The organism is Bacillus sp. CIS52, from assembly GCF_053545315.1.
Map to the genome: position 1 here is coordinate 654828 of NZ_JBIUFR010000001.1, position 14135 is coordinate 668962.

General features: G+C 49.2%; 17 protein-coding genes, 1 riboswitch and 1 other annotated feature. Of the genes, 3 read left to right on the forward strand and 14 right to left on the reverse strand.

The features are described from left to right. Positions 1–5 precede the first annotated feature (5 nt). Positions 6–596, reverse strand: a complete 591-nt coding sequence (locus ACH32G_RS02735) for a hypothetical protein (protein WP_366969488.1) — start codon at positions 594–596, stop codon at positions 6–8. 140 nt (positions 597–736) lie between these two features. Continuing rightward, positions 737–1147, reverse strand: a complete 411-nt coding sequence (locus ACH32G_RS02740; protein ID WP_045925687.1) for an organic hydroperoxide resistance protein — start codon at positions 1145–1147, stop codon at positions 737–739. Positions 1148–1283: 136 nt separating this feature from the next. Between ACH32G_RS02740 and ACH32G_RS02745 the strand changes: the two genes are divergently transcribed. After that, positions 1284–1730, forward strand: coding sequence for a MarR family winged helix-turn-helix transcriptional regulator (locus tag ACH32G_RS02745; RefSeq protein WP_045925688.1), 447 nt, complete (start codon positions 1284–1286; stop codon positions 1728–1730). A 27-nt stretch (positions 1731–1757) separates the two neighbouring features. Here ACH32G_RS02745 and ACH32G_RS02750 read toward each other — a convergent pair whose 3' ends face one another. The 8 genes from ACH32G_RS02750 to ACH32G_RS02785 form a co-directional block, all read right to left on the reverse strand. Further along, positions 1758–2183 carry an organic hydroperoxide resistance protein gene (locus tag ACH32G_RS02750; protein ID WP_016936400.1) on the reverse strand — a complete coding sequence of 142 codons (426 nt, stop codon included), beginning with the start codon at positions 2181–2183 and terminating at the stop codon, positions 1758–1760. Between the two features lie 115 nt (positions 2184–2298). After that, positions 2299–3546: a glutamate-5-semialdehyde dehydrogenase gene (locus tag ACH32G_RS02755; protein WP_016936401.1), complete on the reverse strand. Its 1248-nt coding sequence runs from the start codon at positions 3544–3546 to the stop codon at positions 2299–2301. Then, complete coding sequence (gene proB / locus ACH32G_RS02760) at positions 3543–4655, reverse strand: glutamate 5-kinase (RefSeq protein ID WP_342007677.1); 1113 nt, start codon at positions 4653–4655, stop codon at positions 3543–3545. Before proB ends, ACH32G_RS02755 begins: the two co-directional genes overlap by 4 nt. 69 nt (positions 4656–4724) lie before the next feature. After that, positions 4725–4938, reverse strand: a binding site (T-box leader). Between the two features lie 85 nt (positions 4939–5023). After that, the gene (gene purU / locus ACH32G_RS02765; protein ID WP_016936403.1) at positions 5024–5926 is read right to left on the reverse strand and encodes a formyltetrahydrofolate deformylase; all 903 of its coding nucleotides are present in this window, start codon (positions 5924–5926) and stop codon (positions 5024–5026) included. Positions 5927–5999: 73 nt separating this feature from the next. Further along, a complete protein-coding gene (locus ACH32G_RS02770) occupies positions 6000–6314 on the reverse strand; it encodes a DMT family transporter (protein WP_016936404.1) in 315 nt (104 codons plus the stop codon). Further along, a complete protein-coding gene (locus ACH32G_RS02775) occupies positions 6314–6652 on the reverse strand; it encodes a DMT family transporter (RefSeq protein WP_029575216.1) in 339 nt (112 codons plus the stop codon). Before ACH32G_RS02775 ends, ACH32G_RS02770 begins: the two co-directional genes overlap by 1 nt. Positions 6653–6718: 66 nt before the next feature. Beyond that, positions 6719–6828: riboswitch (guanidine-I (ykkC/yxkD leader) on the reverse strand. Positions 6829–6840: 12 nt separating this feature from the next. Continuing rightward, positions 6841–7386, reverse strand: a complete 546-nt coding sequence (locus ACH32G_RS02780; RefSeq protein WP_342007676.1) for a GNAT family N-acetyltransferase — start codon at positions 7384–7386, stop codon at positions 6841–6843. A gap of 103 nt (positions 7387–7489) precedes the next feature. After that, a complete protein-coding gene (locus ACH32G_RS02785; protein ID WP_016936407.1) occupies positions 7490–8008 on the reverse strand; it encodes an acyl-CoA thioesterase in 519 nt (172 codons plus the stop codon). 181 nt (positions 8009–8189) lie between these two features. Here ACH32G_RS02785 and ACH32G_RS02790 point away from each other — a divergent pair, with 181 nt between their 5' ends. Both ACH32G_RS02790 and ACH32G_RS02795 read left to right on the forward strand, forming a co-directional pair. Then, the gene (locus ACH32G_RS02790) at positions 8190–9050 is read left to right on the forward strand and encodes a dimethylarginine dimethylaminohydrolase family protein (protein WP_448813970.1); all 861 of its coding nucleotides are present in this window, start codon (positions 8190–8192) and stop codon (positions 9048–9050) included. 69 nt (positions 9051–9119) lie between these two features. Further along, complete coding sequence (locus ACH32G_RS02795) at positions 9120–10169, forward strand: lactonase family protein (RefSeq protein ID WP_448813971.1); 1050 nt, start codon at positions 9120–9122, stop codon at positions 10167–10169. Positions 10170–10195: 26 nt separating this feature from the next. Here the strand turns inward: ACH32G_RS02795 and ACH32G_RS02800 are convergent, their stop codons facing one another. The 4 genes from ACH32G_RS02800 to ACH32G_RS02815 are packed head-to-tail and all read right to left on the reverse strand — an operon-like array spanning position 10196 to position 14129. Then, positions 10196–11167, reverse strand: coding sequence for an ABC transporter ATP-binding protein (locus ACH32G_RS02800; protein ID WP_448813972.1), 972 nt, complete (start codon positions 11165–11167; stop codon positions 10196–10198). A 2-nt stretch (positions 11168–11169) separates the two neighbouring features. Continuing rightward, the gene (locus ACH32G_RS02805; protein ID WP_448813973.1) at positions 11170–12069 is read right to left on the reverse strand and encodes a C40 family peptidase; all 900 of its coding nucleotides are present in this window, start codon (positions 12067–12069) and stop codon (positions 11170–11172) included. Beyond that, on the reverse strand, positions 12066–13163 hold the full coding sequence (locus ACH32G_RS02810) for a mandelate racemase/muconate lactonizing enzyme family protein (RefSeq protein WP_448813974.1): 1098 nt from the start codon (positions 13161–13163) through the stop codon (positions 12066–12068). Before ACH32G_RS02810 ends, ACH32G_RS02805 begins: the two co-directional genes overlap by 4 nt. A 6-nt stretch (positions 13164–13169) precedes the next feature. Beyond that, positions 13170–14129, reverse strand: coding sequence for a S66 peptidase family protein (locus ACH32G_RS02815; RefSeq protein WP_448814274.1), 960 nt, complete (start codon positions 14127–14129; stop codon positions 13170–13172). Between the last annotated feature and the right edge of the window lie 6 nt (positions 14130–14135).

Consider the following 14135-nt stretch of genomic DNA (forward strand, 5'->3'; position numbering starts at 1 on the left):
TTCCTTTATGAACGCTCCCCGCCTTTTCTCCTCCATTCGCATTCCTCACAATCCCCGCACTCACAGCAGCCAATGCGGCCGTAAAACAGACCGTCGCACGGATCTTCGGGCGGAGGATTCGGAAAGCGCGGATCACATGAGTCGCTTGGATTGTCGCACGGGTCATCAGGATCATCACGATCGCAAGGTTCATCTGGGTCCCACGAGTCATCAGGATCATCACGATCGCAGGGTTCATCTGGGTCCCACGGGTCATCAGGATCGTCCGGGTCACTCGGATCGCTTCGGTCATCAGGATCCATGCAGGCTTCAGAATCCTGTAAGTAGATAATGTCCTCAAGCTTTGTCTGCAAAAGGAGCTGGGATTTCATGACTGTGCGCAGAAGCCGTTCGGTGCTTCGATTGATTGCTGACAATTCCCCCAGAGAAGGATCGCCGGAAGCGCCGAGAAACGTTTGAATTCGATCTGCTTCCGCCTGCAGAATATGGGATAGCCCGATTTCTTCCATAGCCACAGATGAAAGAAGGAAGTTCAAAGTCTCACATTTGGAGAGTGTAATGTCGGGGGTGATGTTCGGGATATTTGGAAGAGACATCGATTTCTCCCTCGTTTCTCTTGGTGTCATTATGCAAAAGTGCTATATCGTATTCTTATTCCGGGAGAGAAGAGTTCATTACTGATGTTTCGTTAATAAAATATCCCGGATCTTATATATCCGGGATATTCGTTCTTTATTTATTTGAGTTCAAGTTTTACGTCAACATTTCCTCTTGTTGCTTTTGAATACGGGCAGAACTCGTGAGCGGCCTGTACAAGCTTCTCCGCCGTTTCTTTATCAAGGTCTTTTGTATCAATGACGAGCGTTACGCCAATTTTGTATCCCCCGTCACTCTCATCTTTTAAAAGGCTGACCTGCCCTTCAATTTCAGAAGTCAGGTCGATATTCTGTTTTTTGGCAGCGAGCTCAAGCGCTCCCCCGAAGCAGGCAGCATATCCTGCCGCAAAAAGCTGTTCAGGGTTTGTGCCCGTTTCTCCGTCTTTTTTTGCATTCGGCATGATGATGTCAAAATCCAGCACTCCGTCTTCGGATTTAATATGTCCTGACCGTCCGCCGACTGCGGTCGCTTTTGCAGTAAATAATGCCATAATTATCAGCCTCCTCATTGTACTTATTGTTTATATTACCCATGCTCATATTTTTAAACATATTAGAATAGGAAATGGGCCGTTTTTCGGCTACAATAGGGGTAACGTTAACAAACAAAGAGTTGGTGAAGAAGTTATGGCAGAAAAAGAATTTGAACATATGAAACTGGAGAATCAGCTTTGCTTTTTGCTGTATGCAAGCTCAAGGGAAATGACGAAACGGTACAAGCCGCTGCTTGATAAGCTCAATGTGACCTATCCGCAATATTTGGCGCTTCTTTTATTATGGGAGCATGAAGAACTGAATGTAAAACGGATGGGTGAGCTTTTGCACCTGGATTCAGGAACGCTGACACCGATGCTGAAACGGATGGAGCAGCGCGGAATCATTATAAGAAGGCGGTCGCCTGAAGATGAGCGCTCCGTAACGATCAGGCTGACAGATGAAGGATGGGCCATGCAGAAAACGGCGGCGGATATTCCCATTGCCATGCTGGAACAGACGGGACTGTCAAAAGAGGAATTAAAGCAGGTAAAGCAGTCGCTTTATGAGGTTTTAAGAACGCTGCACGGCGAAAAATAAGGATGCCCCGAATGGGCATCCTTATTTTTATTCTGCTGCCAGAAGCTTTACTTCTATATTTCCCGCCGTCGCTTTTGAATACGGGCAGACACCGTGCGCTTTTTGGATAAGTGCTTCCAGCTCCTGTTTCTCAATGCCGGATGCGTTAACCTCAAGCGTAACGCCGAGTTTATATCCTTGATCTGCTTCATCTTTCAGCAGACTGACATGCGCAGTGACTTCTGTTTCAATACTCAGGCGCTCTTTTCTCGCTACGAGCTGAAGGGCGCTGTCAAAGCAGGCTGAGTACCCTGCAGCAAACAGCTGTTCAGGGTTTGTGGCGTGTTCGAGACGTTTCGCTCTTGGCGTTCCCGGCATGGCAACATCAAGATTCAGCACACCGTCAGAAGACGTGACTTTTCCCTCCCGTCCGCCGGCGGCTGATACTGTTGCTGTAAATAATGGTTTTGTCATGTGAATTCACCTCTTTTATATTTTGCGCAATTTAATTCTACACAATACAAATTAACTCGTCAATCTTTCTGTATAAAAAAAAGCCTACCCTTTTTTTCAGGATAAGCTTAATAGACTATACTCGGATTTGTCCGTTTCCTTTGATGATGATTTTTGTAGAGGTTAACGCCGGAAGCCCCATCGGCCCTCTCGCGTGAAGCTTTTGCGTGCTGATGCCGATTTCGGCTCCGTATCCGAATTCAAAGCCGTCTGTAAACCGGGTTGAAGCATTATGATACACGGCAGCGGCGTCTACGGCCGTCTGGAAGTATGCGGCATGCTCGCCGTTTTCCGTCAGAATGGCTTCTGAATGGTTTGTGCCGTACTGCTGAATATGGCGGACCGCCTCCTGTACGTCCTGCACCGTTTTTACACTGAGAATCGGCGCCAGGTATTCCGCTCCCCAATCGGCCTCTTCGGCTTGTTTCGCTGCAGGCTCCAGTCCGCAAATCACCTGATCTCCGCGAAGCTCCACCCCTTTTTCTGTCAGCTGGCGCAACAGTTTTCGCCCGTGTTCTTCCGCCCATTTTTCATGAATCAAAAGAGATTCAATCGCATTGCAAACGGAAGGACGCTGTGTTTTGGCGTTGATGACGACTTCTCTTGCCATATCTGGATCTGCTGACTCATCTATGTACACGTGGCAGTTTCCCGCTCCGGTTTCTAACACGGGTACGGTGGATTCCCTGACCACAAGATCAATTAAATTTTTGCCGCCGCGCGGGATCAATACATCCAGACCGTCATTTAATGTAAAGAGCTGTTTCGCGGTTTCTTTGCTTGTATCTTCTATGAGCTGAATGGCATCAATCGGAAGCTTTGACAGCCCGAGTGCGCGTTTCATCACACTGACAAGCGCTATGTTGCTGTGGATGGCTGAAGAACTTCCTCTGAGGACAACCGCGTTTCCGGTTTTCAGGCAGAGTGTAGCAGCATCTACGGTAACATTCGGTCTGGCTTCATAGATCATACCCACTACTCCGAGGGGCACACGGATTTTTTCAATGAATAATCCATTCTCTTTTTGAATGGTCTCCAATGATTCACCGACGGGATCTTCAAGACCGATTAACAGTTCCACAGCGTCCGCTATATCGAGCAGGCGTTTTTCATCAAGAGTCAGCCTGTCAATAATGTCAGCTGTCAATCCTCTTTTCTGTCCTGCTTCAATGTCTTTCTGATTCTCTGTTAAAATCAGCTGCCGTTCATTTCTGAGTCCGTCTGCGATACATTGGAGCGCTTCGTTTTTTTCAGCCGTCGTTTTCATGACCATTTCGGCAGCGGCTTCTTTTGCCAAGGCTGCTTTTTGCAATACTTCACTCATTTGTTTTCCCCCTCGTCAAATAAATTCACCCAATCATCTCTGTGAATCACTTCCACCTGCTTCGTGCCCGGAAGCTGATCGCTCCGCTTCCCTTTAGCTTCTAAAATCTCATCGGATGAGTAAAGCGTCTGGCCTTTTCCGATGATGCCGCCGGGCCCTCTGACTTCCACCACAGCCCCTTTCGGAAAACTGCCGCAGACATCGGCGACACCGGCCGGGAGCAGACTTGACCCGTTATGGATCATCGCCTGCTCCGCTCCCCCATCAATGATGATTTCCCCTGATATCGGAGAATGAAACATGATCCATTGCCGTGTATTATTCACTGAGGACAGCTCTTTATCGCCGATATATGTGCCGTCACCTTTTCCGTCTAAAATCACCCTCAGTTTTTCCCGCCCGAAGCCGGTGCCGATAAACACCTTCACTCCGAGCGACAATGCGGTCTGGGCGGCGAGAAGTTTTGACTTCATGCCGCCGGTGCCGACCTTTGAGCCTGTTGATCCGGCATACCCGAGCAATTCAGGTGTGATGTCATTCAGATAGTCAAACCGCTTTGCGTCCGGGTTTTCATTCGGATTGGCATCGTACAGGCCGTTAATGTCTGTGAGAATCACTAATTGGTCTGCATGAATCAAACCGCTCACAAGCGCCGACAGCATGTCGTTATCACCGAACGTCAGCTCTTCAACAGATGTGGAATCATTTTCATTGATAATCGGCACGACTCCCCGCTCCAGCAGCTCCATTACCGTAGCGTACGCATTTCTGTACCGCTCTCTTTTTGAGAAATCATTTCTTGTTAATAAAATTTGCGCCGGCGTCAGTCCGTATCTTTTTAAATGGTCCATGTATTGCTGCATTAAAAGCGTCTGGCCGACCGCGGCAGCCGCCTGCTTTCCTTTTATCGTAACGGGGCGCGACGGATAGCCGAGAGCGGAAAAACCCGCGGCCACAGCGCCTGAGGTAATGAGAATGACTTCATGCCCGTCTTCTTTTAATAATGAAATGGCTTCCGTATGCTCTTTGATTTTGGTTTCATCAATGCTTCCGTTACTGTTGGTGAGCGAGCTGCTCCCGATTTTCACAACAATTCTTTGCTTTTTCATCGTTTCTCCTCCGTGGCAATCAATCCAAACCGGCTTTCTTCAATAAAAAAAGCCCATTCCGTCCTGAAAAATAAGGACGAAATGGGCTTTCCGTGGTACCACCTTGTTTGAACGCGTTTTGCACGCGTCCCGCTTTCCTGTAACGCCAGGTTATCGCGCCTGAGTTTTCCCCTCAGGACTCCAAGGCAGGTTCGGCAGGTTTCATGCGGCAAAATGTTTCAGCGGGCCATTTTGCTCTCTGTCACAGAAATTTCTGCGTACTGATCCTCTTCAACGCTCAATGATTTTTTTATATTATGCAAAGAAAAAAGGTTCTTGTCAAGACATTTTTATCCATAAAAACAGCCCGCCTCCCCGGCGGACCGTCATTAATTAAATACGATGGTTTTGTTTCCGTGAACGATGACACGGTCTTCCAAGTGCCATTTTACGGCTCTCGCCAACACGCTGCGCTCAATGGTTCTGCCGATATTCTTCAGATCCTCCGCGTGATCTCTGTGATCGACGCGTTCGATATCCTGTTCAATAATCGGACCTTCGTCAAGATCGTCCGTCACATAGTGAGATGTCGCCCCGATTAATTTCACTCCGCGCTCATAAGCCCGTTTATACGGATTGGCGCCGATAAAGGCCGGCAGGAATGAATGGTGGATATTAATAATCCGATTCGGATGGGCAGATACAAAATCAGACGTCAAAATCTGCATGTAGCGGGCAAGAACGATCACATCAATCTCATATCGCTCCAGCAGCTCAAGCTGGCGCCGCTCCACTTCGGCGCGGATGTCTTTGTTAGCTTTCATGTAATGGAACGGAATATTCAGCGGCTCGACCACTTCTTTCGCCTCTTCATGGTTGCTGATGACGACCGCAATTTCGGCCATCATATTGCCGCTTTGCCACTCCCAAATGAGTTCATGAAGGCAGTGCAGCTCTTTGGATACAAAGATCGCCACGCGCTTCAGCTCACTTGCCAGAGAGAGGCTCCATGTCATGCCGAATGTCTGGGCGATTGAAGCGAACGCCTGCTTTAAATCCTCTTTTTTCTCACGAATGCCCTTGCAGTCGAATTCAATCCTGAGAAAAAAACGTCCGCCTTCAGGGTCAGTCGTATATTGATTTGATTCAATAATATTTGCACCGTGGTCAAACAAAAACGCGGACACAGCCGATACAATTCCCGGCTGATCGGGGCAGCTGACAAGCAGGCGCCCTTTTTCCTCATTCCCGTCGCGGTATTCTTTCAGCCGCTGTGTCATATATGAATTCATATGCTTTAATCCCTCGTATCTTCATAATTCGTAACTTATTATAGATTATACTGAAAATTTGATAAAAATCAATTTACGAAAGAATTTTCAGCCCTGCGGCTGCGCACAAAATAAGCGCAATGAAAAAGATGCGCTTCGCATCCTTCTGCTCGCCGTAGAAAAGAATGCCGGCTAAAGCGCCGCCCGCCGTGCCGATACCGGTCCAGATCGCATAGGCCGTTCCCATCGCAATCGTCTCCATCGCATAAGAAAGCAAGGAAAAAGAAGCCGCAAAGCCTGCGATAATGAAAAGAATCCATTTGACTTTCTTTTCTTTTTGAAATTGATTCATCAAAATGACCCCGAGCATTTCACAAAGGCCCGCGGCTATCAGGCTGATCCAATGCATTACGCCTTCTCCTCCTTCGTCTCAGGCTTATCCTGCGTCACCAGCTTTAATCCGATAACACCGATCAGCAAAACGCCGATCAGCACGATTTTCACCGGATCGGCCTGCTCTTTGAAAAGCAGAATTTCACTGAGCACGGTGCCGGCTGTTCCGAGCCCTGTAAAGACCGCATATACCGTTCCTACGGGCAGGCTGTCTGTCGCCTTGATTAATAGATAAAAACTGATGATGATTCCCGTAATCGTGGCGCTCCACGCCAGTGCCGAATCAGCATGTTTCAGTCCGGTGACCCATACCACTTCAAATACGGCGGCTATGACCACTAAACCCCATTTCATGTTCTTCACCCTTTCTTGTTCCGGACAATACAAAAAAGCCCGGATAGTCGTCTCACATGAGATTGACTCTCCCGGGCTTTTTTCCCTCCGTGTGCATATGCGGGAAGATGTCCGCATATGTGTTTTCTCTCGGACCAGGCCATGTATGAACATGCGGAACCCTAGAAAACATGTCTGTTCGTATCATACTACACTTCGCTGAAACGTTCAATGTCAGATGTAATATCAAAAACCGTCAGCTGCCTTTCCCATTTGTTAACGGTCTCGCCCGGCACCATGCCGATTTTTTCCGCGACGCGGACGGAAGCAAGATTATCCAGGTCAATCAGCGCCGCGATGCGTCCGTATTGTTTCGTGTGAAAACCATACTTCAGACAGGCTTTCGCAGCCTCTGTCGCATAACCGCATCCCCAACGGCTGCGGGCAACCATATAGCCGATTTCCATCAATGTGTTTCCGTTTACCGTCTGCGGAACGATTCCGCATTGACCGAGAAATGCGCCCGTCTCTTTATCCTCTGCGATCCAAAGACTGACGCCGTATCCTTTGGCCAGCCGTTTGTTCCAGGCGATCCATTCCTTTGTTTCACGCCTGCTTTTAAGAGAAGGATAATATTTCATGACCTCTTTGTCGGTAAACAGCCCGTACAAATTTTCTTCATCGTCATCCCGCATGGTCCGCAGGCGGATACGCCCGGTTGTCAGGATGGTGCCGGAAGATTTATGTTTCATCATACACGCCACGCTCCTTTCCCTGTAATAGATTATGGATCCGGCGGGAAAAGTCCTTTTTCAGCGTAAAAAAACCGCTTTTAAAAAAAAGCGGTTTGGCGATTGATTACCAAGGCTTATCTGTTCCGAGCGCCTCAGCCAGGGCCTTGCTGTGTTTTAAGCGGTTTTTTCGTTCTCCGGCGCGCTGAACGGCCGTCTTGTGAAGCATGATTTCTTCCTCGGTTTCCGGCACGATTCGCGGAACGGGCACCGATTTCCCGTTTGAATCGAGCGCGACAAATGTCAGAAACGACGTTGCCGCAAGCTCGCGTTCACCCGTCATCAGATGCTCTTTAATGACTTTGACAAACACCTCCATAGACGATGTGCCGACCCATGTGACGTAGGATTCAAGACATACGGAATCCTGTTGGCCGATAGGGCGCAAAAAATCTACAGAGTCCATTGAGGCCGTGACTGTTTCACATCGGCAGTGACGGGCCGCGGAAATTGAGGCGATGTCATCTATGTAGCTCATCAGCTTTCCGCCAAACAGTGTATTGTGATTATTCGTATCGAGCGGAAAAACCCTGCTTGTCTTGACAACCCTTGTTTCTTTGCAAAACCTTGATTCTGGCAACTTCATATGATTTAAACTCCCCTTTGTGTCTGGTCGTACTGCATCTGTACCTTATTAAACAATAATTTGACCATTTTGTCTAAAATTTTAAATGTTAAGTTGGTTAGATATTCTATCAGAAATGTTTCATTATTCATCGCATCCGGGAATAATAAACGCACATTGATTACTGATAGGAGGCTGTCACATGGACGTATCCATTCCCAAATCCACACAGAAACCGGCATGCCGAAGTGAATATGATGCTTTGAAGACCGTTATCTTATGCCGGCCGGAACACATGGCCATCAAAGATATTATTAACGGAACACAAAAACATTTCAAACAAGAAAATATTGACATCCCCGCCGCCCTCAAACAGCATGATGCATTTATTGACATTTTAAAATCCCATCAGATTGAAGTCGCCCTGCTTCCCGCCGATCCCGGTTTGCCCGAGCAGATATTCACCCGGGATATCGGATTTGTCTTAGGAGAGACGGCGTTTATTTCAAGCATGGCGGCTTCAGTCAGGCAGGGAGAAGAAAAAGTCTTTCAAAACCTGCTTGACGAGGAGAACATCCCTTATACGCGGCTCAGAAAAGCGAACATTGAAGGCGGCGACGTCATGATCGCAGACGGCACCGTTTATGCCGGGCTGAGCGAGCGCACGGATAAAACGGCTGTCCGGGAGCTGCAGGAAGCGCTGCCGGAGATGACCGTTGTGCCGATCCCTCTCAAGGAGGATTTCTTACATTTGGACTGTGTATTTAATATGATCTCGGAAACGGAGGCGCTATACTGCAAAAATGGCTTGGGGCAAAAAGAAATTGATCTTCTCGCCGAACGTTTTGAGCTGATAGAAGTGCCTGAAGAAGAGCAATTTACGCTCGGCCCGAATATCCTGTCCATCGGGAATCAGACAATTATCAGCCTGCCCCAGCACCGTCATACGAACCGCGAGCTTAGAAAAAGAGGATATAATGTCATTGAAACCGAGTTTTCCGAAATTATTAAATCAGGCGGTTCCTTCCGCTGCTGCACCCTTCCGCTTGTCAGAACATCTTAAACATTTACAAGGCAGTTTCCTTCAAGATACGTTAATATAGAGAAGACAAGACTTAAAGGGGGAAACCGAATGGCTAAGTACATAGGATATGCGGGAACATATACAAAAGGCGGAAGCGAAGGTATTTATTGTTTTGAACTTGATACAGAAGCGAAACGGCTCAGCCGGCCGAAGCTGGCTGCAAAGCTCGGCAACCCGACGTACGTCACACCGAACTCTGATAACAGCATGCTGTATTCCATTGAAAAAACAGACGGTAAAGGCGGCGTGGCAGCCTATCAGATTCATCAGAACAGCGGGGAATTAACTTTTGTGAACCATCAGCTGATTGAAGGCCCGTCACCGTGCCACGTCAGCATTGATGAGAAACATGAATATGTTTTAACCGCGAATTATCACAGCGGAAAAGTGCACGCCTTTCCGGTCAATGAGGACGGAAGCCTGCGGGAGCCGGCAGCCGAAGCCGCTCATACGGGGACTGGCCCTCATGAAAGACAAGAGAAACCGCATGCCCATTTCGCGGGCTATACACCTGAGCATAACTACATTGCAGCCCTCGATTTAGGGACGGATACGCTGTATACGTACCAAATGAAAAACGGTGCGCTCACTGAGGTGAAAACCCATTCTTTCGCACCCGGTTCAGGGCCGCGCCACATCGTTTTCCATCCGGCGGAGAAATACGCCTATGTCATGACGGAAATCAGCAATGAAGTCATTGTGCTTGAATACAACCCGACCTTAGGTGAATTCAGAGAGCTGCAGGTCATTTCCGCTTTGCCTGAAGGATTTACGGACAAATCGCAGGGCAGCGCGATCCGCATATCTAAAGACGGCAGATTTCTTTATGCCGCCAACCGCGGACATGACAGCATCGCCATCTTTAAGATCAACCAGTATTCCGGTGAATTGTCTCTTCTTGAATGGGTGCCGACAGAAGGAAACTGGCCGCGTGATTTCGCGTTTGATCCGTCCGAAACATTCCTTGTCGCGTCAAATGAAGAAACGGGAAATCTGGTTTTGTTTGAACGCGACTCCGAAACGGGCGGACTGACTCTGCTTCAATCCGACGTACCGGTTCCGTATCCGGTCTGCGTGTCATTTCTCCATCAGGTTTAATCAAAAAGAAAGCTGACGGCATAAGGTCAGCTTTCTTTTTTGTATAAGTGGCAGGCGACAAAACGCCCTGTCTTCACTTCCTCAAGCTCAGGCGTTATTCTGCCGCAGATCTCCATTGCTTCAGGACATCGCGTCCTGAACACACAGCCGCTCGGCGGGTTAAGGGGACTCGGCAGCTCCCCTTTCAGAATAATCCGTTCACGCTTGTCCTCAAGAAGCGGATCAGGAATCGGGATTGAGGATAAAAGCGCCTTCGTGTAAGGGTGAAGCGGTTCCTTATAAAGCGCAGCGCTTTCAGTGATTTCCATCATGCGCCCCAGATACATCACGCCGATCCGGTCGCTGATGTGCTTAACCATTGATAAATCGTGGGCTATAAATAAAAATGTCAGCCCTTTCTCTTTCTGAAGCCTTTTTAAAAGGTTGACGACCTGGGCCTGCACGGACACATCAAGCGCGGAAATCGGCTCATCCGCCACAATAAACTCGGGGTGCAGAGAAAGCGCTCTGGCAATCCCGATTCTCTGCCTCTGTCCGCCGCTGAATTCGTGGGGATACCGGCTGCCGAAATCCGGATGAAGCCCGACAGATTCAAGCAGTTCATCGGCCATCATCAGCCGGGCTTTACGGGTATTGTAAAGATTATGGATTTCCATCGGCTCCATAATAATTTCACGTACGGTCAAACGCGGATTTAACGAGGCGTACGGGTCTTGGAAAATCATCTGCAGCTTACGGAAGAGGACGGACCGCTGTTCTGCCGCGGCACGGTGTATGTCCGTCCCTTCATATAATACCGAACCGGCAGTCGGGTCATACAGACGGAGAATAACTCTTCCGAGCGTCGATTTACCGCAACCCGATTCTCCGACGAGTCCGAATGTTTCCCCTCTTTGAATGTGAAAACTGACACCGTCGACTGCTTTGACGGCTTTCTTTCTTCCGGCGTCAAAATGCATTTTCAGCCCACTGACTTCAAGGAGCGGAGATGCCGTCATATTCATTCCCCCTTTTCGCTTATACAGCGGCGTACGGTGCATAATTCTTTTTCATAGACGGTTCCTTTCAAACGCAGCACTTCAATGGCTTTTCCCGTTTTCGGGGAGTGCAGCATCCTGCCGTCTCCAAGCGCCAAACCGACATGGTGAATCGCGCCTTTTCCTTCTTCATAGGCGAAAAACAAAAGGTCAGCCGGCCGGATATCGTTTACTTCTGCGCCGCGTCCCGCTTTTGCCTGGTCCCGGGCATCTCGGGGAAGGGTATAGCCGTTTGCTTTAAATACCGAATACATCAATCCGGAGCAATCAAACCCAAAACCGCTCAGTCCTCCCCATAAATACGGAAGTCCAAGAAACATCATTGCCGTTTCGATGACATCTGCGGCCCGCCCTTCTGTATGCCGAAATTCGTCTGCGTCAGCTTCATTTATGAGCCGTTCCCCGAGCGGCGTCATCACACGAAAAAAGCCTTTTTCACGTCCTGATGCCGGAAGACGCGTTAAGAAACTCACTTCCAAGTCCGGTTCGCCGTTTGTGTGATATAAAAAAGCTGTCGGTTTGGTAATCCAGACGGCGGGAGAAGATGTTTGAAAGCCGGATGCTGAAAGCTGGCTTTTCTTCATCCAGCCCGGATATCCGCACGCGTCCTTTTTTGAAGGCTGACCGGGAACGGCAACAAAAGCCCATTCTCCTTCTTCTTTGAGAATGATCACCTCTTCCCCGAAAAGCACTTGCGTTTGGACAAGATTGTCCGTGCATAATCGGAGCCGCTCTTCATATCCCATAGCCGCCAGCCATTTTCTGATCTTGGGCGGGTTTTCGAGCATCGGCGCATCATGCGAACGGGGAGATGACGGCAGCGTCCATATGTTGGCTGCCGCCGCTGTTACGGCTGCCCTCATTGTTTCGCCTCCTCTTGTTTCGACACACCGGTAATGCCGAGACCCGGTTCATCGGGGATCGTAATCTGGCTGCCGCTGTATATGATGCCGCCTTTAATGAGATCATTTTTCAGCATAAGCGGCGCATCAAAATCAAACTTTGTCACATTGCGTTTGCCCGCTGCAAAATGGGCTGCGGCGGTGATGCCGAGCTTGGTCTCAATCATGCTGCCGACCATGCATTCCACCCCGCACGTTTCCGCCATCGCATTGATTGTTTCCGCCTGCTTGATGCCGCCCGCTTTCATCAGCTTAATATTGATTAAATCGGCGCTTCTTGTCTGCAGCACGCAAAAGGCCTGACGGGGCGTAAACACGCTCTCATCCGCCATAATCGGCGTGTCTACGGCATCAGTGACCTGTTTCAGCCCGCCGATATCGTCTTTGTGAACAGGCTGTTCGACCAGCTCAATGCCGAGTCCGGCGTCTTCCATCTTTCGGATCGCGGCCACGGCTTCTTTCGGCGTCCAGCCTTGATTCGCGTCCAGTCTCAGTTTGACGTTTGCGCCGACACGTGATCTGACCGCCTGAATCCGCGCCACATCGTCTGATATGTCACCTATGCCGACTTTTATTTTTAAAATACGAAACCCTTTATTTACATAATAATCTGCGTCCCCCGCCATCTCCTCTGGAGAATTGACGCTGACGGTAAAATCCGTTTCCAGTGTATTCCGGTAGCCGCCGAGCAGCCGGTAAAGCGGCTGCCCATGCATTTGCGCCCATCCGTCATATACAGCCATATCTACAGCGGCTTTGGCGCTTTGATTTCTTTCCAACAGCCGGCTGATATCATACAGCACAGCTTCCATGCTGGATAGGCTCCGCCCCAAGAGAGCGGGCTTCAGCACATCGCAGACGGCGCTTTCAATACCGGCCGCGCTGTCGCCTGTAATCACAACCGTCGGCGGTGCCTCGCCCCAGCCGGTCAGACCGTTGTCAAATGTGAGCTTCACAATGACAGATTCAGCATGGTAAACCGTGCGCAAAGCGGTCTTAAACGGCTTTTTCAGCGGGACGGATATCCGCCCCGTTTGAATATCTGTTATCCTCACGCCTGATCACTCCCTTCCGGAAACCCCCGATTCAATCGTTACCGCTTTGGCCGCCGTATCCATAACCGCGCGGGCTCCGATCGGAACGGCGAAGCTCGGTGAACAATGACCGATTTTAAAGCCTTTAAGCGCAGGCTTTCCTGATTTGACAATGTAATCGTTCAGCACTTGCTCTAAAGTAAGAGACTTTTCTTTATTCTTCGGTTCGCATTGGTGAAAATCACAGACCAGAATTCCTGCCGCGTCTGACAGTTTTCCGGCCATTTTTAATTGATTCAGCATTCTGTCGATTTGATACGGCTCCTCATCAATATCCTCGATAAACAGCAATTTGTTTTTTGTATCAATTTCAAACGGCGTGCCGAGTGTCGATGTAATGAGGGACAGATTGCCGCCCGCAAGCTCTCCCTCGGCTCTTCCGTCTGTCAGCACCTCTAATGGGGAAATGTCCTCCGTATAGGTGAATTCCTTTTCTGCGAAAAGCTGGTGATATGACGCCTTTGTCAGCGGATCAGCATCATCAAGCCCGACATCCGTACTCAGCATCGGGCCGTGAAATGTGACGAGTCCCGTATTTTGATGAATGGCGGTATGTAAAAACGTAATATCGCTGTATCCCCAGAAAATTTTCGGATTGCGGCGGATTAAGCCGAAGTCCATATCAGCGGCAATGCGGCCCGTGCCGAATCCTCCGCACGCGCATATCACTGCTTTGACTTTCTGATCGCTAAACATGTCATGAAGATCATCGAGACGCGCGCGGTCCTCTCCCGCCAAATAGCCGTGACGGGCTTTCAGCGCCCGGCCGAGTTTCACTTGAAGACCAAGCTCATCTTCTAAAAAAAGCAGCGCGGTTTGCAGCGTCCTGCTCTCAGGCGGGCTCGCAGGGGCAATCACACCGACCGTGTCGCCTTTTTGCAGTGCTTTCGGTTTATGGTTCATGGCTTTTTCAATCTCCTTTTCCATGGATTG

Coding starts and splice junctions, on each gene's coding strand:
- ACH32G_RS02735 (WP_366969488.1), bottom strand. CDS start 596: ATGTCTCTTCCAAATATCCCGAACATCACCCCCGACATTACACTCTCC.
- ACH32G_RS02740 (WP_045925687.1), bottom strand. CDS start 1,147: ATGGCATTATTTACTGCAAAAGCGACCGCAGTCGGCGGACGGTCAGGA.
- ACH32G_RS02745 (WP_045925688.1), top strand. CDS start 1,284: ATGGCAGAAAAAGAATTTGAACATATGAAACTGGAGAATCAGCTTTGC.
- ACH32G_RS02750 (WP_016936400.1), bottom strand. CDS start 2,183: ATGACAAAACCATTATTTACAGCAACAGTATCAGCCGCCGGCGGACGG.
- ACH32G_RS02755 (WP_016936401.1), bottom strand. CDS start 3,546: ATGAGTGAAGTATTGCAAAAAGCAGCCTTGGCAAAAGAAGCCGCTGCC.
- proB (WP_342007677.1), bottom strand. CDS start 4,655: ATGAAAAAGCAAAGAATTGTTGTGAAAATCGGGAGCAGCTCGCTCACC.
- purU (WP_016936403.1), bottom strand. CDS start 5,926: ATGAATTCATATATGACACAGCGGCTGAAAGAATACCGCGACGGGAAT.
- ACH32G_RS02770 (WP_016936404.1), bottom strand. CDS start 6,314: ATGCATTGGATCAGCCTGATAGCCGCGGGCCTTTGTGAAATGCTCGGG.
- ACH32G_RS02775 (WP_029575216.1), bottom strand. CDS start 6,652: ATGAAATGGGGTTTAGTGGTCATAGCCGCCGTATTTGAAGTGGTATGG.
- ACH32G_RS02780 (WP_342007676.1), bottom strand. CDS start 7,386: ATGATGAAACATAAATCTTCCGGCACCATCCTGACAACCGGGCGTATC.
- ACH32G_RS02785 (WP_016936407.1), bottom strand. CDS start 8,008: ATGAAGTTGCCAGAATCAAGGTTTTGCAAAGAAACAAGGGTTGTCAAG.
- ACH32G_RS02790 (WP_448813970.1), top strand. CDS start 8,190: ATGGACGTATCCATTCCCAAATCCACACAGAAACCGGCATGCCGAAGT.
- ACH32G_RS02795 (WP_448813971.1), top strand. CDS start 9,120: ATGGCTAAGTACATAGGATATGCGGGAACATATACAAAAGGCGGAAGC.
- ACH32G_RS02800 (WP_448813972.1), bottom strand. CDS start 11,167: ATGACGGCATCTCCGCTCCTTGAAGTCAGTGGGCTGAAAATGCATTTT.
- ACH32G_RS02805 (WP_448813973.1), bottom strand. CDS start 12,069: ATGAGGGCAGCCGTAACAGCGGCGGCAGCCAACATATGGACGCTGCCG.
- ACH32G_RS02815 (WP_448814274.1), bottom strand. CDS start 14,129: ATGGAAAAGGAGATTGAAAAAGCCATGAACCATAAACCGAAAGCACTG.